This window comes from Bacillus sp. AMCV2, from assembly GCF_056033925.1.
In genome coordinates this window covers 1,562,865-1,584,267 of record NZ_JBVYIB010000002.1, presented here as the reverse complement: position 1 = coordinate 1,584,267, position 21,403 = coordinate 1,562,865, and the positions used below count along the sequence as shown (strand labels likewise).

General features: G+C 43.4%; 22 protein-coding genes. 4 read left to right on the top strand and 18 right to left on the bottom strand.

What is annotated here, in order from left to right; all coding sequences use genetic code 11:
• Window positions 1-36 precede the first annotated feature (36 nt).
• From murD to AC0OMA_RS08355, 10 genes are all read right to left on the bottom strand, one after another.
• Window positions 37-1,392 carry a UDP-N-acetylmuramoyl-L-alanine--D-glutamate ligase gene (murD, locus tag AC0OMA_RS08400; protein WP_015383601.1) on the bottom strand — a complete coding sequence of 452 codons (1,356 nt, stop codon included), beginning with the start codon at window positions 1,390-1,392 and terminating at the stop codon, window positions 37-39.
• On the bottom strand, window positions 1,393-2,367 hold the full coding sequence (mraY, locus tag AC0OMA_RS08395) for a phospho-N-acetylmuramoyl-pentapeptide-transferase (protein WP_003232192.1): 975 nt from the start codon (window positions 2,365-2,367) through the stop codon (window positions 1,393-1,395). It lies immediately after the preceding gene.
• 111 nt (window positions 2,368-2,478) lie between these two features.
• The gene (locus tag AC0OMA_RS08390) at window positions 2,479-3,963 is read right to left on the bottom strand and encodes a UDP-N-acetylmuramoyl-L-alanyl-D-glutamate--2,6-diaminopimelate ligase (protein WP_015483202.1); all 1,485 of its coding nucleotides are present in this window, start codon (window positions 3,961-3,963) and stop codon (window positions 2,479-2,481) included.
• 175 nt (window positions 3,964-4,138) lie between these two features.
• Window positions 4,139-6,079: a stage V sporulation protein D gene (locus AC0OMA_RS08385; protein WP_015483201.1), complete on the bottom strand. Its 1,941-nt coding sequence runs from the start codon at window positions 6,077-6,079 to the stop codon at window positions 4,139-4,141.
• 116 nt (window positions 6,080-6,195) lie between these two features.
• Window positions 6,196-8,340: a penicillin-binding protein 2B gene (pbpB, locus tag AC0OMA_RS08380; protein WP_015483200.1), complete on the bottom strand. Its 2,145-nt coding sequence runs from the start codon at window positions 8,338-8,340 to the stop codon at window positions 6,196-6,198.
• Between the two features lie 5 nt (window positions 8,341-8,345).
• Window positions 8,346-8,699 (bottom strand): cell division protein FtsL, encoded by a 354-nt coding sequence (gene ftsL / locus AC0OMA_RS08375; protein ID WP_003232200.1) that lies wholly within the window; start codon window positions 8,697-8,699, stop codon window positions 8,346-8,348.
• A 39-nt stretch (window positions 8,700-8,738) separates the two neighbouring features.
• On the bottom strand, window positions 8,739-9,674 hold the full coding sequence (rsmH, locus tag AC0OMA_RS08370; protein ID WP_014479723.1) for a 16S rRNA (cytosine(1402)-N(4))-methyltransferase RsmH: 936 nt from the start codon (window positions 9,672-9,674) through the stop codon (window positions 8,739-8,741).
• A gap of 69 nt (window positions 9,675-9,743) precedes the next feature.
• Window positions 9,744-10,175: a division/cell wall cluster transcriptional repressor MraZ gene (gene mraZ / locus AC0OMA_RS08365; RefSeq protein WP_003221402.1), complete on the bottom strand. Its 432-nt coding sequence runs from the start codon at window positions 10,173-10,175 to the stop codon at window positions 9,744-9,746.
• A 125-nt stretch (window positions 10,176-10,300) separates the two neighbouring features.
• A complete protein-coding gene (bshC, locus tag AC0OMA_RS08360; protein ID WP_322839605.1) occupies window positions 10,301-11,920 on the bottom strand; it encodes a bacillithiol biosynthesis cysteine-adding enzyme BshC in 1,620 nt (539 codons plus the stop codon).
• A gap of 70 nt (window positions 11,921-11,990) precedes the next feature.
• Window positions 11,991-12,887, bottom strand: coding sequence for a 2-dehydropantoate 2-reductase (locus AC0OMA_RS08355; RefSeq protein WP_322839604.1), 897 nt, complete (start codon window positions 12,885-12,887; stop codon window positions 11,991-11,993).
• A gap of 159 nt (window positions 12,888-13,046) precedes the next feature.
• On the opposite strand from AC0OMA_RS08355, the gene AC0OMA_RS08350 reads away from it, so the two are divergent.
• Window positions 13,047-13,529: an N-acetyltransferase gene (locus AC0OMA_RS08350; RefSeq protein ID WP_322839603.1), complete on the top strand. Its 483-nt coding sequence runs from the start codon at window positions 13,047-13,049 to the stop codon at window positions 13,527-13,529.
• Between the two features lie 56 nt (window positions 13,530-13,585).
• Here AC0OMA_RS08350 and gerR read toward each other — a convergent pair whose 3' ends face one another.
• From gerR to AC0OMA_RS08335, 3 genes are all read right to left on the bottom strand, one after another.
• Window positions 13,586-14,167 (bottom strand): sporulation specific transcriptional regulator GerR, encoded by a 582-nt coding sequence (gene gerR / locus AC0OMA_RS08345; protein ID WP_015383592.1) that lies wholly within the window; start codon window positions 14,165-14,167, stop codon window positions 13,586-13,588.
• A 145-nt stretch (window positions 14,168-14,312) separates the two neighbouring features.
• Window positions 14,313-14,492: a 50S ribosomal protein L32 gene (rpmF, locus tag AC0OMA_RS08340; RefSeq protein WP_003154457.1), complete on the bottom strand. Its 180-nt coding sequence runs from the start codon at window positions 14,490-14,492 to the stop codon at window positions 14,313-14,315.
• Between the two features lie 21 nt (window positions 14,493-14,513).
• Complete coding sequence (locus tag AC0OMA_RS08335; protein WP_014479718.1) at window positions 14,514-15,032, bottom strand: YceD family protein; 519 nt, start codon at window positions 15,030-15,032, stop codon at window positions 14,514-14,516.
• 27 nt (window positions 15,033-15,059) lie between these two features.
• Between AC0OMA_RS08335 and AC0OMA_RS08330 the strand changes: the two genes are divergently transcribed.
• Both AC0OMA_RS08330 and AC0OMA_RS08325 read left to right on the top strand, forming a co-directional pair.
• Window positions 15,060-15,245 (top strand): hypothetical protein, encoded by a 186-nt coding sequence (locus AC0OMA_RS08330; protein WP_003232215.1) that lies wholly within the window; start codon window positions 15,060-15,062, stop codon window positions 15,243-15,245.
• Window positions 15,242-16,489, top strand: coding sequence for a nucleotidyltransferase (locus tag AC0OMA_RS08325; protein WP_322839602.1), 1,248 nt, complete (start codon window positions 15,242-15,244; stop codon window positions 16,487-16,489). The genes AC0OMA_RS08330 and AC0OMA_RS08325 overlap by 4 nt, the downstream gene beginning before the upstream one ends.
• A gap of 16 nt (window positions 16,490-16,505) precedes the next feature.
• On the opposite strand, the gene ddcP is transcribed toward AC0OMA_RS08325, so the two are convergent.
• Window positions 16,506-17,531: a protease DdcP gene (ddcP, locus tag AC0OMA_RS08320; RefSeq protein ID WP_014476730.1), complete on the bottom strand. Its 1,026-nt coding sequence runs from the start codon at window positions 17,529-17,531 to the stop codon at window positions 16,506-16,508.
• A gap of 1 nt (window position 17,532) precedes the next feature.
• On the bottom strand, window positions 17,533-18,315 hold the full coding sequence (locus AC0OMA_RS08315) for a patatin family protein (RefSeq protein WP_047182573.1): 783 nt from the start codon (window positions 18,313-18,315) through the stop codon (window positions 17,533-17,535).
• A gap of 180 nt (window positions 18,316-18,495) precedes the next feature.
• Between AC0OMA_RS08315 and spoVV the strand changes: the two genes are divergently transcribed.
• Window positions 18,496-19,722 (top strand): dipicolinic acid transporter SpoVV, encoded by a 1,227-nt coding sequence (gene spoVV / locus AC0OMA_RS08310; RefSeq protein WP_072175369.1) that lies wholly within the window; start codon window positions 18,496-18,498, stop codon window positions 19,720-19,722.
• A gap of 10 nt (window positions 19,723-19,732) precedes the next feature.
• Here spoVV and coaD read toward each other — a convergent pair whose 3' ends face one another.
• The 3 genes from coaD to AC0OMA_RS08295 form a co-directional block, all read right to left on the bottom strand.
• Window positions 19,733-20,218 (bottom strand): pantetheine-phosphate adenylyltransferase, encoded by a 486-nt coding sequence (gene coaD / locus AC0OMA_RS08305; protein WP_003245283.1) that lies wholly within the window; start codon window positions 20,216-20,218, stop codon window positions 19,733-19,735.
• A gap of 4 nt (window positions 20,219-20,222) precedes the next feature.
• Window positions 20,223-20,777, bottom strand: coding sequence for a 16S rRNA (guanine(966)-N(2))-methyltransferase RsmD (gene rsmD, locus AC0OMA_RS08300; protein ID WP_019258325.1), 555 nt, complete (start codon window positions 20,775-20,777; stop codon window positions 20,223-20,225).
• 321 nt (window positions 20,778-21,098) lie between these two features.
• The gene (locus AC0OMA_RS08295) at window positions 21,099-21,371 is read right to left on the bottom strand and encodes a YlbG family protein (protein ID WP_009967171.1); all 273 of its coding nucleotides are present in this window, start codon (window positions 21,369-21,371) and stop codon (window positions 21,099-21,101) included.
• Window positions 21,372-21,403: the final 32 nt, after the last annotated feature.

Sequence of the window (21,403 nt, the reverse complement as noted above, 5' to 3'; positions counted from 1 at the left end):
GTCATTAGGGCTGCCGATTTACTTCAAGACAAGCCCTTACTTAAGCATATGCACGGCATCTATAAACATGTCACCGCGTTCTTCAAATGTTTTGAATTGATCCCAGCTCGCACACGCGGGTGACAGCAGGATGACATCTCCTTCATTTGAGATCGCAAACGCCGCAGATACTGCTTGTTCAACATTATCGACACGTTTGACATGTTGTATTCCCAGTTCATTGCCGAGTTTCTCGAGTTTTGGCGCCGTCTGGCCAAATGTAAGCACTGCTTTGACATGCTTCATATAAGGTTTCAAGTCATCAAAACCATTTCCGCGATCCAGTCCGCCCGCAAGCAGAATGACCGGCTTATCAAAAGCTGAAAGCGCCTTGCTTGTCGCCAGAATGTTTGTTGCTTTACTGTCGTTATAAAATTTGCGGCCATTCACAGTTGTGACATATTGGAGGCGGTGCTTCACACCAGTAAAGCTTGTCAGCACCTTTTTAACCGCCTCATTGGATGCTCCTGCCGTTTTCACAACTGCAATAGCTGCTAAAATGTTCTCCAGGTTATGAGCACCGGGCAGCACAACCTCTTCCAGAGGAAGAATGGCTTCGCCGTTAAACATAATCATACTGTCTTTTACATATGCGCCCTGTTCAAGCGTTTTGCTGACTGAAAATGGGACGATTTCGGCTTTTCCGGCTTCAGCAAGACGCACGACGGTTTCATCATCCTGGTTGACAATGGCTTTATCTGAAGCAGTCTGATGAAGGTACACTTTCTGTTTCGCTTTTTCATAGTTTTCGCGCGTATGGTGATAATCCAGATGGGCGTCAAATACATTTAAAATCAGGCTGATTTCCGGTCTGAAAGCGTGTGTTCCCATCAGCTGAAACGAAGACAGTTCAGTAACGATCCATTCATCTCCATCAGCATGATAGGCAACCTCACTTGCGACTGTGCCGATGTTTCCGGCAATCAGTGCTTTTTGCGAGTCAGCTTTGAGCATTTCGTAAATTAGCGTTGTTGTGGTCGTTTTACCGTTCGATCCGGTAATCCCGATAAACTTGGCGCTGGTCAGGTAGTAAGCGAGCTCAATTTCCGTCCAAACCGGAATGCCTCGTTTCTCCGCTTCCTGAACCATAATATTTTCATAAGGAATTCCCGGGTTTTTGATCAGAATCGTGATTTGATGCTGATCGAACAGAGAAACTGGATGCTCTCCGCAAACAACTTCGATTCCTTTTTCAGAAAGCTTTTGTGCCGGTTCATTTTCTTCAAAAGGCTTTTGATCATTGACTGCAACATAAATGCCTTTTTCATGAAGAATGGAGGCCGCCGCATATCCGCTTTTCGCAAGCCCAAGGATTAAAAAATGCTGTTTCTGTAAAAATTGATCATTTTCCACTTATAACCACACCTCGATGTAAATTCCTAAAACGGCAAGCAAAAGTCCCGCAGCCCAAAACGTCACGACTACTCTCCATTCAGACCAGCCGACAAGCTCATAATGGTGATGAAGCGGACTCATTTTAAAGATTCGTTTACCTGTCGTTTTAAAGCTGATGACCTGCAAAATAACGGATAATGTCTCGATAACGAATACACCGCCGATGATAACCAGCAGGATCTCTAATTTCGTTAAAATGGCAATGGTAACGATGGCTCCTCCCAATGCAAGCGATCCCGTATCTCCCATAAAAACTTTGGCCGGATGAGCATTAAATACAAGGAAGCCCAGAACTGCACCGACAACGGCAACTGAGAAAATCGCTACGTCATATTGAGACTGATTCCATGCCAGAATGGCAAAGGCGCCAAAGGCAATCGCCGCAGTACCGGATAATAACCCGTCAAGGCCGTCAGTCAGGTTAACTGCGTTTGATCCGCCGACAAGCATAAAGAGCACAAGGATAAAGTAAGCCCAGCCAAGATCAAATGATAAGTCAGTTCCAGGAATGCGAATATCCGTCGCAAAATTGTAGTAATGATACACAGCGTAAAATACAACTGCAATAATAATTTGTCCGATCAGCTTTTGCTTTGATGTCAACCCAAGATTGCGCTTCATGACAACCTTGATGTAATCATCTAAAAAGCCAAGCAAACCGTAGCCTAGCGTAACAAACAGAAGCAGCACCATTTCGGGGCTTATTTCTGAGAACTTCTGTGTCATCACAATTGTTGTCACTATGATAGAAAGTATGATCATGACCCCGCCCATTGTCGGTGTCCCTGATTTTTTCTGATGTGATTTCGGTCCTTCTTCTCTAATACTCTGGCCGAATTTTAATCTTCTTAAAAACGGAATAAGAATCGGAGAGAGCAGAACACTAATTAAAAACCCCATTAAAATTGTAAACAGAATGACTTGCTCAAGCATTGTCCTTTTCTCCTCCTGTTTCTTTCAAACGACATACGTAGTTATCATATTCATGATTTTTTTCCATATGAAAAATCTTTTCAAGCTCCATTATTCAGTAACATCTCTTTCCTATGAATTCGTCTTATTCTTATTGAGTTCAACAATGGCTCTCGCCGCTACTTCAGCATCATCAAAATCGAAAGTTTCATTTCCGATCTGCTGATAGGTTTCATGTCCTTTTCCGGCAATGAGGACAACGTCGCCTTTTTTGGCATTGGCAATTGCGAAAAAGATCGCCTGCTCGCGGTTTGCAATACTGTGATAGTATGCGTTCTCTACTCCGGCTTCCATATCTCTTAAAATCGCGCGAGGATCTTCGCTTCTCGGGTTATCTGACGTGAAAATCGGCTCGTCAGCCAGCTTCACAGCAATTTTAGCCATTTTCGGGCGCTTCGTCTTATCTCTGTCTCCTCCGCAACCGACAACGACAAATAGCTTTCCTTCCGTCATATCTCTGCATGTCTCCAGCACATTTTCAAGGCTGTCCGGTGTGTGCGCGTAGTCTACAATGACAGGAAACTCCTGCTGCTGATTGACCAATTCAAAACGTCCTCTTACACCATGCAATTCTTCAACAGCCTCAGTGATGATTTCAAACGGTATGCCTGCTGCAATACATGTCGCAACAGCGGCCAGCACGTTATACACATTAAATTGTCCGACGAGAGACATCGTGATGTGCTTCGTGCCTTTGTTTGTCACGAGATCAAAGCTTGTGCCCTGTGCAGTGATACTGATGTTCTTCGCCATCACATCAGCATCGTTTTTAATTCCGTATGTAGAGATATGCGCAGCTGTTACCTTTTCAAAATAAGCGCTCGCCTCATCGTCAGCATTCAGGACGGCACGCTTTGGATGTTCATGGTTGAAAGCCCCGCCAAGCTGGGAAAAGAGCAAGCTTTTTGCATGCCGGTACTCATCCATCGTTTTATGATAGTCCAGATGGTCCTGTGTTAAATTCGTAAACACGGCAATATCATAATCACAGCCATGGACGCGTCCTAAAGACAAAGCGTGGGAAGAAACCTCCATGATTGCAGTGTCAACGTGCTTGTCATTCATTTTCTTAAACGTTTTCTGCAGCGTGACGCTTTCCGGAGTCGTGTTTTTAACAGGAAGTGTTTCGTCTCCGATTTTCATGTACATTGTACCGATCAAGCCTGTGCGTTTTCCCGCTTTTTTCAGAATCTCATCGACCATGTGGGTCGTTGATGTTTTGCCGTTTGTCCCTGTTATCCCAATCAGCTGAAGCTTCTTCGTCGGCTGTCCGTAAAACGCATCAGACAAAACGCTGAGCGCGCGAAGTGACTGCCGGACAATAATAACAGGAACATTCACATCGACCTCTCTTTCTGCCACAATAGCCGCTGCGCCGTTTTCTACTGCTTTTTGCGCAAAATCGTGGCCATCCACCGTATACCCTTTTACACATACAAAAAGACTCCCTTTCTTTACTTCTCTGGAGTCCATCTCAATTGAAGTTATTTCAGGGTCTTGTGAGTCGTTTACAGAAGGTTCGGTTGTTAAGTATGTAAGCAGCTTTGTAAGTTTCATCGTATCAAACCTCTCAACATTCTAATTCGTTCTTTTTATCATTGAAGTCACATCAAATGATGTGGTAATGATTTTAAGCATACAGTTCATATTTTAGCGTAAATAAAAGGATACATCCAGCTAATCTTGAAAGATATCAGCATTTTTTCTGCAATAAAAGAATAGGCAGCCCGAATCAATCGGCTGCCTCCTTTTCATCTTCTTCAGTCAAATACACGCGTATCTTTGAGCCTTCTTTTACTTTCGTTCCGGCAGCTGGCGATTGTTTAACGATTTTGCTCCCTTTCCCGGAAGCATCCACATTGAGATTCACCAATAGTGACTCAAGATCTGAGACAGACATCCCTACAACATTCGGAACTTCTATTGTTTTTGTGTCGTTCCATTGGTATTTTTTCTCGATTTGATTTTTCCGGGGCTTCACACCAAGTTCCGGCAGACTGTCTCTCATAATATTTCCGACAATAGGCGCTGCAACCGTTCCGCCAAACTGAATCGTGCCTTTCGGGTTATCCACCGCAACGTAGACGACTAGACTCGGATCATCAGCTGGCGCGAAACCGATAAATGATACAATATGGTTGTTCTCAAGGTATTTTCCATCTTTAACCTTTTGTGCAGTTCCCGTTTTTCCTCCGACACGATATCCTTCTACAAATGCATTGCGGCCTGTTCCTTCTGCGACGACGCTTTCTAGAGCATAGCGGATTTGTTTGGATGTTTCCTCAGAAATGACTTGTTTCTTTGCGATTGGTGATTGTTTTTTGACCGTTTTCTTCGTAACAGGATCGATCCATTCCTTTGCAATATAAGGTGTGTAGAGCGTTCCTCCGTTTACAGCGGCGGATACTGCTGAAACCTGCTGAATCGGTGTGACGGATACTCCCTGTCCGAAAGCCGTAGTTGCTTGCTCCACAGGGCCCACTCTCTCAAGCGGGAATAAGATGCCTGTTCCCTCGCCTTGGAGATCAATCCCCGTTTTTTGTCCAAAACCAAAGTCTTTGATATATTTGAAAAGCTTTTCCTTTCCTAAGCGCTCGCCTAATTCAACAAACCCCGGGTTGCAGGAGTTCTGCACAACTTCCAGATACGTCTGCAGCCCGTGCCCGCCTCTTTTCCAGCAGCGCAGTCTCGCTCCGTCCACTTCCGCATGCCCTTTATCATAAAATTGATCCCGTTTCAAATTTACTTTTTGCTCTTCAAGGGCTGCTGCAAGTGTAATAATTTTAAAGGTAGATCCCGGTTCATACGTGCTCCATACTGGCAGATTTCGATTGTAGACGGACGGATCAACAGATTGGTAATCAGCAGGGTCGAAGTCAGGCCTGCTAGACATCCCCAAGATTTCTCCGTTTTTCGGATTCATGGCTACGGCAATCATGCCGTCCGGATGATATTTGGCCTCAGCGTTATCAAGCTCTCTTTCCATTATCGTCTGGACCTTTGAATCAACCGTCAGCTTCATATCAAGCCCATCCTTAGGCGGCGTATAGTCATCCGCTTCATCAGGCATTTTTTTACCCTTGGCATCTGTATAAAACTTAACAGAACCTTTTTCCCCTTTTAAATCATCGTCGTAATAGGCTTCAAGTCCAAGGAGCCCTTGGTTGTCAATTCCTGCAAATCCAAGCACATGAGATAAAAAGCTGCCGAACGGGTAATGACGGATACTGTCCTCCGCAACATACACACCTTTTAAATCAAGCGCTTTGATTTCCTTCGCCTTCTCATTTGAAATTTTTCTCCCTTCAGGAGTGATCTTTTCGATTGACGCTTTTTTAGTCACATGTTTATATACTTTTTCTTCTGACATGTTGAGCACCGCCGCAAGCTGCTTGCTCGTTTTCATCGGATTCTGAACTTGGCGCGGCACGACGAATACGGTCGGCGCACTTTTATTTGTTGCGAGCTTCACACCATTCCGATCCAGAATCTCGCCTCTCTCCGGCTCAAACGGCAAGTTCCGGCTCCAGGAATCTTTCGCCAGCGAAGTCAGTTTTTCGCCCATCACAAACTGAACATACCCCAGCCTTGTATCAATGATCAGAAACACGATCACGCCAAAAAGCAAAACAAATAATAAACGTTTTCTAACCGTTACATTCGAGACGCGCAAGAGACCGTTCACTCCTTATTTAGGCTTGTTTCATTTTATGCCTGAAATTGGACAGGTAGAACGATGCTCCTCTAGGCATAAAAAAAAAGAAAGCCTGCATAACGCAAGCTTTCTTTTTAATCAGGATTTTTAAACTTGACCTTGATTACGGTTTTGTCTTTGATTTCTTTGTCTTTCTTAACACTTTGGCTGACAGCGTAGCCTTGCCCGTTTACTTCAATATGAATTCCCGCGAGCTCACCGTACTGCAGAACCTCTCTTCTCGACCAGCCTGTCATATCAGGCATTTTGATTTTACCGCCCGTTTTCAGGAAGACCTTTTGATTGGTGAGAACTTCCTCACCCGCTTCCGGATACTGTTCTTTTACAGCGACATCACTGCCGATGACAATTGGTGTGAGATTCTCCTCTTTTGCTTTCTTTTGAGCAGCAGCTACCGTTTGATCTGTTAAATCAGGCATTGTCTGTGCTTTTGTTTCTTCCTTATCTGAGTCAGATTTTTCAGTTGGTTCAATGTTTAGGTAGTGCAGGCTGTTTTTCATTGTTGGGTTGAAGATTTCAGATACTGGTTCTGAACTGCTCTGTCCTGCTTTTAACTGCGGCTGCTGTACAGCAACATAAATTAAAAGCTCAGGATCATCTTTTGGTGCCATACCCATAAACGAAAAGATATAGTTATCTGTGCCGTCTAAATATCCGCCTTTACCGGCTATTTGCGCAGTACCTGTTTTCCCGGCAACATCAAAACCTTCGATTTTATAAGCTTGCCCTGTTCCGATCTTCGATGTAACGACTTCTCCCAATATATCCCGCACCTTTTTCGCAGTGCTTGCAGAAATCGGAGTTCCGGCTGATTCCGGCTTATTTTGATAAATAGTTTTATCTTTATCTGGGTCAACGATATGGTCAATCACATAAGGTTTCATCATTTTACCGTCATTCGCAATTGCCGTCGCAGCCTGAAGCTGCTGAATTGGTGTGACCGCAGACGCTTGGCCGTATGCAGTTGACGCCTTATCAAATTCATATTTAAAGTTGATTTTACTGGAGACTTCTCCTGGTAAATCAATACCTGTTTTCTGGTAAAAATTGAATTTGTGCAAATATTGATTGAGGCGGTCATATCCCAGCTTTTCTTTCGCCAGTTTCGCAAAAGCGACATTCGACGACCTTAGGACGCCGTCATGATATGTTGTCGGACCCCAGCCTACTCCGTTATTGTGATCCTTAACAGGTGCTCCGCCAACTTCAAATGTTCCTGATTTATATTGTTCGTTCGCATTAAACACATTTTCCTGCATTGCAGCAGCGAGTGTGAAAATCTTCATCGTTGATCCGGGTTCATACGCATATGAAATCAAATCATTATAGTAGTTTGTCACATCGCGCTTGTTCGGATCAAAGCTTGGGCGCTGTCCCATAGCAAGGACTTTGCCCGTTTTCGGATCGACAACTGCGGCCATGATTTTTTTCGGATTATACTTTTGCGCTACTTTTGTCATGCTGTCTTCCAAAAAGGTTTGAATTTTCTGGTCAATGGTTAAATATACATTGTCACCATTTTTTGGCGCTTTAATTTTATTTTTGCTGTTCGGAAGCTCCCAGCCGGATTTGTCGCTTTCATATGTCACATATCCGTCGCGCTCCTTCAAATACTTATCCAGCACTTTTTCTAATCCCATCGCGCCGGAAATTTCATTTGTTTCTTGATCAACCTCGGCATAGCCGATTAAATTGGATGCAAAAACACCGTTTGGATAATAGCGTTTTGTATCCCGTAAAAATGAAATGCCCGGGAGTTTCAGCTTTTCGATTTTTTGCTTTTGCGAATACGTAATATCCCGGCCAGCTGAGCCAAACTCGACTTGTTTTGCATCCTCCTTATTTAAGATATCAAGGATGTCGGCCTTGTCCAAGTTTATCACTTTAGACAATGCTTCTGCCGTTTTTTCTTTGTTTACAACATGCTGAGGATGCTTGACATCAGTGGTCATTTTTTTATCGAGAATCGCAATCAGTTTATACGTCGCTGTGTCCTCTGCAATGACTTTTCCTTTTCGGTCTAAAATCGAGCCGCGGCTCGCTTCGATGGTCCGTTTCTTTTCATGCTGCTCTGTCGCTTTTGTCGCAAGCACTTCGCCATTCGCTTTTCCGGTTATTTGAATATATGCCATTCTCCCCAGGATGACAAAGAAAAAGAGAGCGAAACAAATACTTAGAATCGCTGCTCCTCTATTCATAAATTTATTCTTTTTTGGCATTTGAATCATTCCTGTATGTTTTTCACTTTTTTATCTTTTAAATTCAAGCCGTTCTTTTTCGCAATGTCCATAATGCGCTGCGGTTTGCTTAAATCAGCAACGCTTTTTTCGAGGTCACCAATTTGCTTATTTTCGGATGAAATTTGCTCCTCAAGCTTTTGCACCTCAATATTGGTTTGATATGCCGCATACGCCTTCGATACGATCAAAAGCGATACACTGAGCACCGCCGCAGCAAAGAGGACAAGAAGCACTTTTTCTCCGAGAGTAATGGAAGCCCTTTTCTTGACAATCACTTTTTTCTCAGGACTGATCGCATGCCGCTGCTGTTTCTCTGGTTGGTAAGCTAAATTGCTCATAGGCTGATGACCTCCTTTTAATTTTGCGTTCGCGTTTTGTTATTTTCTTTTTTCAGCAATCCGAAGCTTGGCAGAACGAGCCCGGTTGTTCTCTTCAAGCTCTTCTTGAGATGCCGTAATCGGTTTTCGTGTGATGAGCTTCAGCTCCGGTTCAAACTCTTCCGGTATAACAGGAAGCCCCGGAGGAAGTTCCGGAAGCGACGACTTTTCTTTAAAAGTGGTTTTGCAAATTCTGTCTTCTAGCGAGTGGAAGGTAATGACTGATACCCTGCCCCCTGGCTTCAGAACCTCAATTGCCTGCTCCAAAGCTTCTTCAAACACCCTAAGTTCATCGTTTACGGCAATTCTGATTGCCTGAAACACGCGTTTAGCGGGATGTCCGCCGCTCCTTCTCGCTGGAGCGGGAATCGCGTCTTTTATTAGATCGACCAGTTGGCCCGTAGTTTGAATAGGAGACTTCATTCTTGCCTCCTCAATTTTTCTGGCGATCTGTTTACTGAACTTCTCTTCTCCGTATTTAAAGAAAATACGGACGAGATCCTCATAGCGCCACTCATTAACGACTTCTTTCGCCGAAAGCGTAGCCGACTGGTCCATCCTCATGTCCAACGGTGCGTCATGATGGTAACTGAATCCGCGCTCCGGTGTATCCAGCTGCGGAGAGGACACCCCTAAATCAAATAAAATGCCGTCTACTTCTGTAATGCCTTGTTCATTCAAACATTCTTTTAAATACCTGAAATTGCTTTTAATCAGAATGAGCTGTCCTTTATAATCGGACAACACTTCTTTAGCATGCTGTAATGCCGTATCATCTTGGTCAAAAGCGATTAAACGCCCCTTCTCGGATAACTGCTGCAATAAGTATGTACTATGCCCAGCTCCGCCGAGTGTGCAGTCTACATATGTACCGTCTGGTTTAATATTGAGTCCGTCTACGGTTTCACGAAGAAGTACTGTCTTGTGTTGAAACATATTGTGTTGGTCCCACCTTTTATCAGGATGAATTGAAATTGTTTTTAGAGTGTTATACACGAAGAATCATTATATATCAAACCCAATCATGTTTTCAGCAATTTCAGCAAATGAATCTTCTTGCTCTTCTGTGTATTGTTCCCAAATTACTTTACTCCACAATTCAATTCGATTAGAAACCCCGATAACAACACATTCTTTTTCCAGTTTGGCGTAATTCAATAGAGATGATGCGATATTTACCCTGCCTTGCTTGTCCAGTTCGCATTCAGTCGCCCCTGAAAAGAAGAAACGGGTAAACGCGCGGGCATCTTTCTTTGTGAGAGGAAGAGCTTTTAGTTTTTCTTCAATTTGTTTCCATTCGTGCATAGGGTAGCCGAAGAGACATTGGTCAAGTCCTCTAGTCAGCACAAATTGCTCACCTAGGCCTTCTCTGAATTTAGCGGGTACGATCATGCGGCCTTTCGCATCGATGGTATGCTGATATTCACCCATAAACATGATCTCTTGCCCCACTTTCTCTCCTTAACTCACCACTATTCACCACTTCGCTCCACAACTTCATTTTACACTGTTTACCCATAAAAAAAAACCCTGAACTATTCAGGGTTCTTTAAAACTTTATTTCAAAGTTTGACAACTTGATGTTGATTTTGAAAAGAAAATGGCAGATTCTTGAATGTCGTGAAGAATTTTGGACCATACCTGTTCAAATAATACATGATATTCCAAATCCGTTCTTGCGGCGCAAGCAGCGGCTTAATGCTATTTTGAATTCTTTCATAATCCTTCAAGACGTAGCCTTCTTTTTCTTCAATTCGCTTCGTCACTGTGCGCTCTAAGAATTGAAGCTGATCCTGAATAAAAGCGGCATTTTTCAGGAGTAAAGGTTCCAAGCTTTGATCAACCTTTAACGCCTCCTGCCGGACCGTTTTGTGTATCGCTTCAATTTGGCTTTTCGTCTGATCCATCACCGCCGTAAACTCTTCCGGAATCTGGCGCTCAAAGTATGTCTCTCTTTGATTCTCCGTTCCGCGCTCAATCGCGTCTTGTAACGAGATATTCCGTTCAGCCAGTTTTTTCTCAATATGCCGCTCAAGTATCGTAATGTTCAGCCTTGGCATGACAGGAGGCATTTTGAAGCCCATCACCGCAAAAGCCTGTTTGAGCTCGCCCCAATAGTTGATTTCTCCAGGCCCTGCAATAAATGCTAAAGTCGGAATGAGAAATTCCTGCATTAACGGCCTCGTTACAACATTGTTGCTGAAACGCTCTGGATGTTCTTCCATATGTGTATGAAGTTCATCCATCGTCCATCCTAGATCAAGCTCTTTGATGACAAATCGGCCGTTATCTTTTTCAATTAAAAAACGCTCTTCTTCGTATTCATAAAACAGATTCGCCTGCTCTTTTCCGGACTCGATAATCGGTTTGTAGCCTGCTTGACGCATGAAGGCCTGCTGATCTGATACAGCCCGGGCGAGTTCATCATTTTCTCGAAGAATCTTTTGGAACATGGCCGTTTCCAGCTTTTTAATCCCCGGATCTCCAGAATTTAATAAAACTAAGCCCTCTTCTTGGAACAGATCCGCTATCAGCAGTTCAAAGAAGTCAGTAAACGTAACAGATTCCCTTAAACATCGTTTCACATTGTCGAGAAGTGTATTCGTATGGTCTGTTTCTTCAAAAGCGGCAAAAACATCATCTATCCACGCGGCACACTTTTCCTGATCAAGCGATGTACTCGCTGCTGATGATTTCTTCCAATAAGACTGAGGCAGCTTTTTTTTCACAGGCCCATTCTCTTCAGATGTATGAACAAAATTAATCTCATCCAAATCGTGGTCTTCTCCAGCCACCCAGAAGATTGGTATGACAGGCACTTGCAGTTCCTTTTCTTGTTGCTTTGCTAAAACAATGATTGAAATGATTTTATGTATGGTGTAAAGCGGTCCTGTTAAAAGTCCAGCCTGCTGTCCGCCGACTACAGCGGCACTTGACGGGTCCTTCAGCTTCTCAATAGCAGACTGCATCGCACTTGAACCGAATTTATTATGGTAAGAGGTTAAGTACGCCGCCAATTCCTCTCTTGCGAAAAACCGGGAAGATAAGTCTTCCAGTCTTTCGCGCCACATGTCCTTATGATGAATACTGTAATCAAAAAAAGAAGACATTTCTTCTTTGCCATCTATATAGTGCTGTACAAACACATTCTGATTTTTGATGGAAAGTTCAGTTAGCTGCATCTTCTAGAACTTCCTTTCTCCAATAAATAGTTAGTGATCCGAAATGAGTATAGCATGTTACCGAAAAAGCTCAAAAGACTTTGTTTGTATTTCGCTCCAATGCTTTGATGCTGCCATATAAAAACTCTAGGTGGACGGCATCAAGACCTTGAAGACTTGCTTCCTTCAATAAGTATCCGATAATGGCGTCAGCTTCCGTCTGCCGGCCTCCAATGACGTCAACCAGCATTGATGAACGATTCTCTTTCGTTTGCCCACAAACGGCCTGAACCCGCTCCCAAGCCTTTTCTTCGTTTTCAAGTTTTAAAATGCGGCATGCCTCCTGAAATACCAGCTTCATAAAAGCCAGATAAGCTGGCGTTGTCAGCAGTTCTCCATTTTTCACCTGCAATAACGCAGTTAAAGGATTAATACACGCATTTACAATCAGCTTGCCCGTCAGCAGACGGTACCAATCCGTCTCATAATCAATCGGAAAATCCGAATGGTTATGCTGAAACATGATGTTCAGCCGGTCAGGTTCAGCATCGTCGAACGCGCTCCATTTTATCGCACCTAGGCCTGTATGATCAACAGCTGTATCCGATTTTCTTACAGCTCCGTGCTCAACGATTCCAACATAAATGGAATGGCCAACGTGCCAGTCTTTTAGGTCGTGGATATGCCCCATGCCGTTTTGCAAAAATAATATATTCGTCTTCCCGATCCGTTCAAGCGACGAAAAAACAGATTGAAGCTGATGCTGCTTCACTGTCACGACAAGCAGGTCAAAGTCCGAATTGATACTCGTGTCCGCACTGCAATCAGCCCTGAATTCCTCCCCGCCTTTATAAAGCCGGATTCCTTCAGACTGAATGGCCGCAGCCTGTTCTTGCCGCCTCGTCACAACAGTCACGTTGTGATAAAGTGACAAATAATAGGCGCATAAAAGACCGACGGAGCCTCCGCCGATAATTCCAATTTTCATGATGTCACACCCAATTTAGCATTTACGTATTATCATAGCAGAAGTAAGAAGAAATTACTTCTCAAAGATCCCATGTGCTTAAAATTAAAGTTTAAATATTTGGATTTTTTAAATAAAGCGTTTACAATATATGTAGAAACAACAAAGGGGGAGATTTGTTTGACAAAGGTAGAACGTCTGCTTATCAACTATAAAACGCTGGAAGAATTCAAGAAATTCAAAGAATACGGCATTCAGGAGCTTTCAATGCTTGAAGAACTTCAGGATAATATTATTGAAAATGACAGCACCTCGCCTTTTTACGGGATTTATTTTGGCGATAAACTTGTAGCACGAATGAGTCTGTATCAAGTTAACGGCAAATCGAATCCCTATTTTGACAACCGCCAGGATTATTTGGAGCTGTGGAAGCTTGAGGTTCTTCCGGGCTACCAGAGCAGGGGATACGGGAGAGCCTTGGTTGAATTTGCAAAATCATTCAAAATGCCGATCCGGACAAATCCGAGAATGAAATCAGCGGAATTTTGGAACAAAATGAACTTTAAAACTGTTAAGTATAATATGGCGCGGGACAAAGGGGAAAACCCGCTCATCTGGCATCCTGATATGGACCATGAAATGACACCGGGAGAGTCTGCATAGAAATCAAAACAACCGGCCTATTCTTACTATAGGGCCGGTTCATTTCAGGCGTTTCTTTACGTTTCTTGAGCCGCTTTTTTCATTCTTCCGTCTTCCTTCGAAACAACCATTTTTCTGGCCCGATCCATGATATCGATCAGTGCCTTGTAATCCTCTTCTGTCATCTCTAGCTGATTCCGCAATGTCTGATTTTCACTCCGCAAATCCTCAAGCTCTTTTTGCAGCGATTGGATTTGCTCCTTCAATTTTTCCCTTTCAAGCTGAAATTCTTGTGCAGACGGTGCTTCTTTGAATTGTTCGAGAAATTGAATGACATCCTGAATGGACAAATCTCGTTTTCCTTCTGACGATGCCGAGGCAGTCTGCTTCATGGAATTCGGCATATTGACCGAATGAACGCCGATTTGCTTTCTCAGTTCTTTCCTTTGCTTTTTTGCAAGCTCTATACCTGACTGGTATTGTTTTCTCACATACGAGTTCCACCTGAAACCACAGGCTGCCGCGGTTCTGGTCAGCGCCCTTCCAACCTCCTCAAAGGCTGAAAGCTGTGTTCCTCCCTCTCGAATATGACGAAGCACCACTTCTGCCAGCAGCAAATCCTCATCCTGAGTCCAAGCATCTTGTCTTGTAATGGTCAAATTCAATCTCCCTCCATGTCAGCTTATTTATCTCATACATATGCCGGTAATAGATTAGATAGACTATTTGCACTCACAAATTTTCCGCAAGCTGACAGGAAGAGAAAAAGAAAAAGCGCAGGGCTTTCACCCCGCGCTTTTCTTATTAGTTACTTTTTACATTTATGTCTTTGCCGTTGTATGATCCGCATGCTTTGCATACACGGTGAGACAACTTCATCTCTCCGCATGACGGACATTCTGTCATACCAGGTACATTAAGTTTGAAATGTGTACGGCGCAATCTTTTCTTCATTTTAGAAGTTCTTCTAAAAGGTACAGCCATTATTCCCACCTCCTTAAAGAGTTAAGATTCATCATCTTGTTTTAAGAGCTTTTCGAGGGCTGCAAGTCTCGGATCAACTTGATTCTTCTTGTCTTCTTCCGAAATGACTTGCCAATCCTTTCCTTCTTGAGGAGCAGCTCCTTTTTCTTGTTCAGATTCACAAAAGATTTGCATAGGGATTTCTAAAAGAATTTCTTCTTTCACGATCGGAGTTAAGTCGATAGTATCGTCCTCAACAATATGAACGTCATCATCTTCTATATCATCCGTGTGATGAAATATAAACAGTTCTTTTGTTGAAATTTCAAATGGATACGGGACATCAACGAGTGTTCTTGAGCATGGCAAAATCATTTCGCCTGAAATTGTAAAATCAAACGAAACCTGTTTGGATTTGATATCCGCTCTGCCCTTCACCCGGACGGGAGAAATGCGGCGAATGTCAGAATTCAGCTTTGTCAGCTCATTTAACTCAACTGTTTCATCAAACTCAAAACTTTGTTTTGGCATTTGATGCAGCTGATAAATCGTCCATTTCATTTGTATCACCTCAGGAAAGCAACAAACATGATTATAGCTTTTAAGATTGTTTTTGTCAATATTTTTTCTTTACAGCATAATGCTGCCATTGAAGTATCGTTGACAGCGGAATATGCTATGCATACACTTAAAACAAAAATAAGGCGTAAGAGTTTTCATTTGCAAATGTACCATACGTTTTTAAACATAGCAAGAAAGGCGGAAAAAATATGAAAGCTGTCGGATTGGTGGTTGAATATAACCCCTTTCATAACGGTCACCTTTATCATGCCCAAACAGCAAAGCGGCAAACCGGATGTGACACGGCTGTCGCGGTCATGAGCGGGCATTTTTTACAGCGCGGGGAACCCGCTGTTGTATCAAAATGGGCCCGAACAAAAATGGCGCTGCAAAGCGGAGTTGATCTTGTCATTGAGCTGCCTTATCTTTATGCCGTGCAAAAAGCAGACATTTTTGCACGCGGCAGTGTTTCCATCCTGAACGAACTTGAATGTGAGGCGCTGTTTTTCGGGAGTGAAAATGGGGATATCAAGCCTTTTTTAGAAACAGCACAGCTTATTGATGAGCATAAACATATATTAAATGACCGAATTAAAGAAGAACTTAAAAAGGGGGCCAGTTACCCAGTAGCGGCGGCTAGCGCCTTCAGCTCCATTTTGCATACTGAAAGTGCACTTGACTTGTCAAAACCAAATAACATTTTGGGATGCCAGTATGTGACCTCGATTCTAACCGGGGGATATCCTATGAAACCTTATACTACGGCACGCATCTCTTCGAACTATCATGATGCCGATCTCCCTGAAGGCGAAAACCATATCGCAAGCGCCACAAGCATTAGAAAAGCGATGACTGGCCAGAATCTCGAAGCTTGCTTTCGTTTTCTCCCTGCTGCATCTGCACGTGAATTAGCAGCTTACCGCAAATCTTTCGGATTGTGGCATACACCTGAGAGCTACTTTTCTTACTTAAAATACAGCCTTTCAACTGTAACAGCACAGGAATTACAACAAGTATACGAGGTGGAGGAAGGTTTAGAGCACAGAATTCTTCGTTCGATCAGAAAATCCAGCTCCTATCAGGAATTTATGGAGCTGCTGAAAACAAAACGCTATACGTGGACAAGGCTCCAGCGGATGAATACACACATTTTAACCAGAACAAAAAAACAGGATATGCAAAAGCTGCTTGACGACGATAAGGTGCCGTATATCAGGCTTCTCGGCATGACGAAAAAAGGACAGACTTATTTATCCGAAAAGAAAAAAGCACTGTCTGTTCCGCTTGTCAGCAAACTGTCCTCTTTCGCCCATCCAGCTCTCGATCTGGACGTAAAAGCAAGCAGGATTTACAGCCTGCCGATAGAAGAGCCGCTGAGAACTGAGTTTGACCTGCAGGAATACGGACATGCACCGATTCGATATGACGAAGATGAACAACACTTTTTAAATGTATAGAAAAAGCACCTGAGAATCAGGTGCTTTTCGCTTTCAGCTTATTCAAATAATCAATCGCATCCTGCATGGTATCAACAGGAACAATCTTCATATCTGAATCAATATCTTTTGCTGTTTTTACTGCGTTCTTATAATCGGAATTGCTGGCGCCGTTTTGATTTGGCGCGAAGAAAATGTCTTTTCCGGCTTTGTCTGCGGCGACGACTTTTTGATCAATGCCGCCGATCGGGCCTACTTTTCCGTCAACATCAATCGTACCTGTTCCCGCAATATCGTAGCCTTTTGTTTCGTCTGGTTTTGTCAGCTGATTATAGATTTCAAGGGACATCATTAACCCTGCTGACGGGCCGCCAATATTTTCGATTTCAAAATCAATATCAGGCTCTACCTTCACGTTTCTGTCTGTATAAAGTGAAACTCCGATTCCTGCCCGATCCGGCTCATCAGGAAATTGTTTTAACGTAAGGGTGACACGCTTTTCTTTTTCTTCTCTTTCGATCTTTAACGTGACTTTATCTCCCGCTTTTTTGCTGCTGATATAATCAATTAGCTTTTCAGCAGACTGATAGTTTTTGCCGTCTGCGCTGATGATTTTATCACCGACTTCTATTTTCCCTTTTGCCGGCATGTTTTCTACAACAGAGCTTGCGTATATGCCGTTAAAGGAATAGCTGACTTTTTTTCCTGCCTTTTGATAGGCGGCTATAACCGCATTTTCTTGCGAGCTTTTCATCATTTGGAGCTGTCTTTTCATATACTCCTTATCTGACTCGCCTTCCTCCTTAATGCTCTCATCAGGAACAATTTCATAATAAGGGTGCATCTTTGCCCACACATATGTAAACGGATTAGCCGGTCCCACTTTAACAGTCATTAAGGACAGGCTTCCTTTTTCCGGGTAGCCTCCCTCCACTTTTATCAATGAAGCAAGCTCTGTCGCTTCTCCCGGTTTTGTAATATAGTATGGAAGTTTTATAAATGATAAAACGGCGATCAGTATGAGGATGACGAGCATCCAGCTAAAATGTTTTTTACGTAGCAAATTATGAGCCCTCCCAATTCTCTATTTCTTTTCTTATCTTGCTGACCATTCGGTTTGTCGCCTCTTCGCCTGCCGATATCATTTCTTCAATATTGGCAAACGAGCTTGAGCTGTATGTTTCAAGGGAAGGGCGAATCATGATATCTGCGGCAATTGTTTGATGCCGCACTAATTCATTTTGCAGTATATCCATACTTTGCATAATCACATCAAAAATATGCACTGCTGTTTCAGTTTTTCGAACCCTGGAAACATCCGAAGCGATGATAATATCAGCTCCCATGTCTTTCACAACAGAAACCGGAATTCGATCGACGACCGCGCCGTCTACAAGAAGGCGTCCGTCCAGCCGCTGCGGAATAAAGATACCCGGTATGCTGATGCTGGCCCTCACTGCATCTGACACTGATCCTTTTCGGAACACAACCTTTTCTCCCGTCTGTAAATCACACGCAACAATGCCCAGCGGGATTTGGAGCTCTTCAATCGGTTTTCCGAATGTATAAGCATGCACAAGCTGTCTGACGCGGTCACCTTTTAAAAAACCGAGCTTCGGCACCGTATAATCAGCATAAAGCCTTCGTTTAAAGGCTTTGGCTACTTTTTTCATCGTTGCCACGTCATGTCCGGCGGCATAAAAACTGCCCACCAAAGCGCCCATGCTGCTTCCTGCAATCATATCCACTTCAATTTGGTGCTTATGTAAACTGGAAAGCACACCGAGATGAGCAAGCCCTCTGGCCCCTCCCGATCCTAACGCTAACCCGATTTTAGGTTTGGCCAAAGCGTTAACCTCCTGCCTGAATTCCCTGTATACCGAATTCTATGGTCTAAACTGAACCCCTATGCTCGTATATTAGTACAAAGAATCAAGAGGACAGGTACTGCTTGGCCGTTTTACATCATACATTATTTTATCATGATATACATGTCATTGGGCATTTTTAGCATCGGGGAGGTAAGAATGAACTTGTCGAAGATTAATACACTTTTGATTGCCTCGTTTTTTCTTTTTTTAACAGCGACTGTCATCTCACATCCACAGGCCTCATTCGAAGCCTCTAAAACCGGGCTGTCTATGTGGTGGGAGGTTGTGTTTCCGTCATTGCTGCCATTTTTCATTCTGTCCGAACTCTTAATCGGCTTTGGCATTGTGCGGTTTGTCGGTGTTTTGCTTGAGCCTTTTATGCGGCCGATCTTTCGCGTGCCGGGTGTCGGCGGCTTCGTTCTTGCTATGGGAATGGCATCAGGAAACCCAGCGGGAGCAAAACTCACTGCCCGTCTGCGGCAGGAAAATCAGATTTCAAGAGTAGAAGCAGAACGGCTCGCGTCGTTTACCAATTCTTCAAACCCACTCTTTATTTTCGGCGCTGTTGCCGTCGGTTTCTTTCAAAACGCGTCACTAGGCATTTTATTAGCTTCTGCACACTATTTGGGGAATCTGGCTGTCGGTTTAACAATGCGTTCCTATGGCCGCAAGGAAGAGCAGCATCTCAGAAGAAAGAAAACGATACCTTTCCCTTCAGTCAAAGATGCTTTACACGCTCTTCATACCGCCAGACTTGCAGAAAAACGGCCCTTGGGTAAAATTTTAGGCGACGCCGTGACGTCTTCTGTTCAAACGCTTCTTATGGTAGGCGGCTTTATTATTTTATTTTCTGTCTTCAATCGGCTGTTGTCAGTGGTCCAGCTGACTGATGTTTTGTCTGTTTTCACAAAAGGAGCACTAACTTTGTTTCAGCTTCCGACTCAATTGGACATTCCGCTTTTATCAGGGATGTTTGAAATTACATTAGGCAGCAAGCTTGTCAGCGAGACAGATGTTTCTCTTCTGCAAAAAGCCATTATCGTCAGCTTTATTCTCGGGTTTAGCGGCTTTTCCGTACAAGCTCAGGTGGCAGGTATTTTATCGGAAACCGACATTAGATTTAAACCATTCTTTATCGCACGTTTGCTGCAGGGCGTTTATGCCGCTGTCTTCGTCATGCTTTTATGGAAACCTCTTTACACGGCATGGCATGATCCGTATCAGTATGTATTTAAATCTCTTAACAGCAGTGAAATGCCAACTGCCTTCATAAACGGCTGGAATCTGCTTGTGCAGATCGGACCTGCTGTCACACTATGCGCGCTGTTTACGTACATTATCATTTTTTCTTACAGACTGACAAACGGAACAAAAAAAGGATGAGTCAAAACCCTCATCCTTGTCTGAATTTTTGCTGAAGCGCCAGCTCTACTTCCGGCGGTACAAACTCTGATACCGAGCCGTTGTATCTCGCCACTTCTTTTACGATGCTTGAACTTAGAAACGAATATTGATTGTTTGTCATCATAAAAAACGTCTCAATAGATTCATCAAGCACACGGTTTACTGATGTCCCCTGCATCTCGTATTCAAAATCAGATACAGCTCTCAAGCCTCTTAAAATGGCTTTCGCATTTTTTCTTTTTGCATAATCAATTAACAGGCCTTGCGATGTTTCAACTGTTATGTTCGGAATGTCTTTTGTCACTTCTCTCAGAAGCTCACACCGTTCTTCCACACTGAACAAAGGCTTTTTTGAAGAATTATTCAGCACACATACATACACTTGTTCAAAAATATGCGCCCCGCGTTTGATGATGTCCAGATGCCCGTAGGTCACCGGATCAAAACTGCCGGGACAGACAGCTATACTCGCCACCTCACTACCCCCTCTTTTTATAAATCGCCACACCTGTAAGCCCATAGGTTTCTTTTCTTGTCATCACAAGATCTCCTACGGTTTCGGGAAGCTCGACTTCTCTGTCATGCTCAGCGACGATAAAGCCGTCTTCTTCCAGCATTTGATATTCGTCAATCATCGTTAAAAGTGCTTTCAGCTTTTGTTCCTTATACGGCGGATCGAGAAAAATTCCGCGAAAGCCGGTTTCTCTTTTAGCAGCAGCGTGCAAAGCACGTTCCGCATCATTGCGGTATACCTGTGCATGTTTGGTAAGCTCCAGCGTTTTCAAATTAGATTTTACCGTTTGAATCGCTTTAAAATCACGGTCAACGAATATACAATGCTCAAACCCGCGTGAAAGCGCTTCGATTCCAAGACCTCCGCTCCCTGCGAATAAGTCAAGTCCCCTGCCCCCGTCAAAATAAGGGCCGATCATATTGAAAATGGATTCCTTCACTTTGTCGGTTGTCGGTCTTGTTGATGTTCCGGGTACAGCCTTTAGTGAACGGCCTTTTTTTGATCCAGAAATTACTCTCATGTTCCACACCACTTTTTCTACAAGCTATTTTGTTTCTTTATTCGGCCGGACGCCGCTATGTACATAGAAAAAATCAATCCTATCTTAACATAAAGCATTCTTCCAAACAATGAACGCTAATCTTGATAAACAGGTGTATAGGCAGCAAGATCCTTGACCATACTATAAGCAACAGCATCTAGAGGATGTTGTTGCCAACCGCGGAGAAGACTTACGTTTCCCCATAAGTTCTTCCTCCGGTTTCTCCTCTCCCTTTGCCTTCTCCTTAACATATTAAGGAATAGAAGGACCCCGCAGATGCCTGCGGGGATTTTTTTATAGCTATATGCCGATTTTATAATCGTATTCTTTTGCCTTATCAAGCTTTGACTCGAATTCCAATTTTAAAAACGGTTTATAAGAAGGCTCCACTTTTTTCACAAATGAGTAAGACGCAATCTTGTCCATTGTTTTTTCAATTTGGTCCATATCACAGTACAGTACGACATATTTTAATCGTTTTGATACATAGTGCACATTCCCGAACTTCCTCAGCATTTTGCTCTGCTTTAGGGAGTGCAGATACACAACCATGCCCTGGCGCCTATTCTCCAATACAATCACCTGCCTGTTTTCTCTTATATGTA

Excerpts from the sequence above, each read along its gene's own strand:
- mraY (WP_003232192.1), bottom strand. The coding sequence starts at position 2,367 with ATGCTTGAGCAAGTCATTCTGTTTACAATTTTAATGGGGTTTTTAATT.
- AC0OMA_RS08390 (WP_015483202.1), bottom strand. The coding sequence starts at position 3,963 with ATGAAACTTACAAAGCTGCTTACATACTTAACAACCGAACCTTCTGTA.
- pbpB (WP_015483200.1), bottom strand. The coding sequence starts at position 8,340 with ATGCCAAAAAAGAATAAATTTATGAATAGAGGAGCAGCGATTCTAAGT.
- ftsL (WP_003232200.1), bottom strand. The coding sequence starts at position 8,699 with ATGAGCAATTTAGCTTACCAACCAGAGAAACAGCAGCGGCATGCGATC.
- rsmH (WP_014479723.1), bottom strand. The coding sequence starts at position 9,674 with ATGTTTCAACACAAGACAGTACTTCTTCGTGAAACCGTAGACGGACTC.
- mraZ (WP_003221402.1), bottom strand. The coding sequence starts at position 10,175 with ATGTTTATGGGTGAATATCAGCATACCATCGATGCGAAAGGCCGCATG.
- bshC (WP_322839605.1), bottom strand. The coding sequence starts at position 11,920 with ATGCAGCTAACTGAACTTTCCATCAAAAATCAGAATGTGTTTGTACAG.
- AC0OMA_RS08355 (WP_322839604.1), bottom strand. The coding sequence starts at position 12,887 with ATGAAAATTGGAATTATCGGCGGAGGCTCCGTCGGTCTTTTATGCGCC.
- rpmF (WP_003154457.1), bottom strand. The coding sequence starts at position 14,492 with ATGGCTGTACCTTTTAGAAGAACTTCTAAAATGAAGAAAAGATTGCGC.
- AC0OMA_RS08335 (WP_014479718.1), bottom strand. The coding sequence starts at position 15,032 with ATGAAATGGACGATTTATCAGCTGCATCAAATGCCAAAACAAAGTTTT.
- AC0OMA_RS08330 (WP_003232215.1), top strand. The coding sequence starts at position 15,060 with ATGATTATAGCTTTTAAGATTGTTTTTGTCAATATTTTTTCTTTACAG.
- AC0OMA_RS08325 (WP_322839602.1), top strand. The coding sequence starts at position 15,242 with ATGAAAGCTGTCGGATTGGTGGTTGAATATAACCCCTTTCATAACGGT.
- spoVV (WP_072175369.1), top strand. The coding sequence starts at position 18,496 with ATGAACTTGTCGAAGATTAATACACTTTTGATTGCCTCGTTTTTTCTT.
- rsmD (WP_019258325.1), bottom strand. The coding sequence starts at position 20,777 with ATGAGAGTAATTTCTGGATCAAAAAAAGGCCGTTCACTAAAGGCTGTA.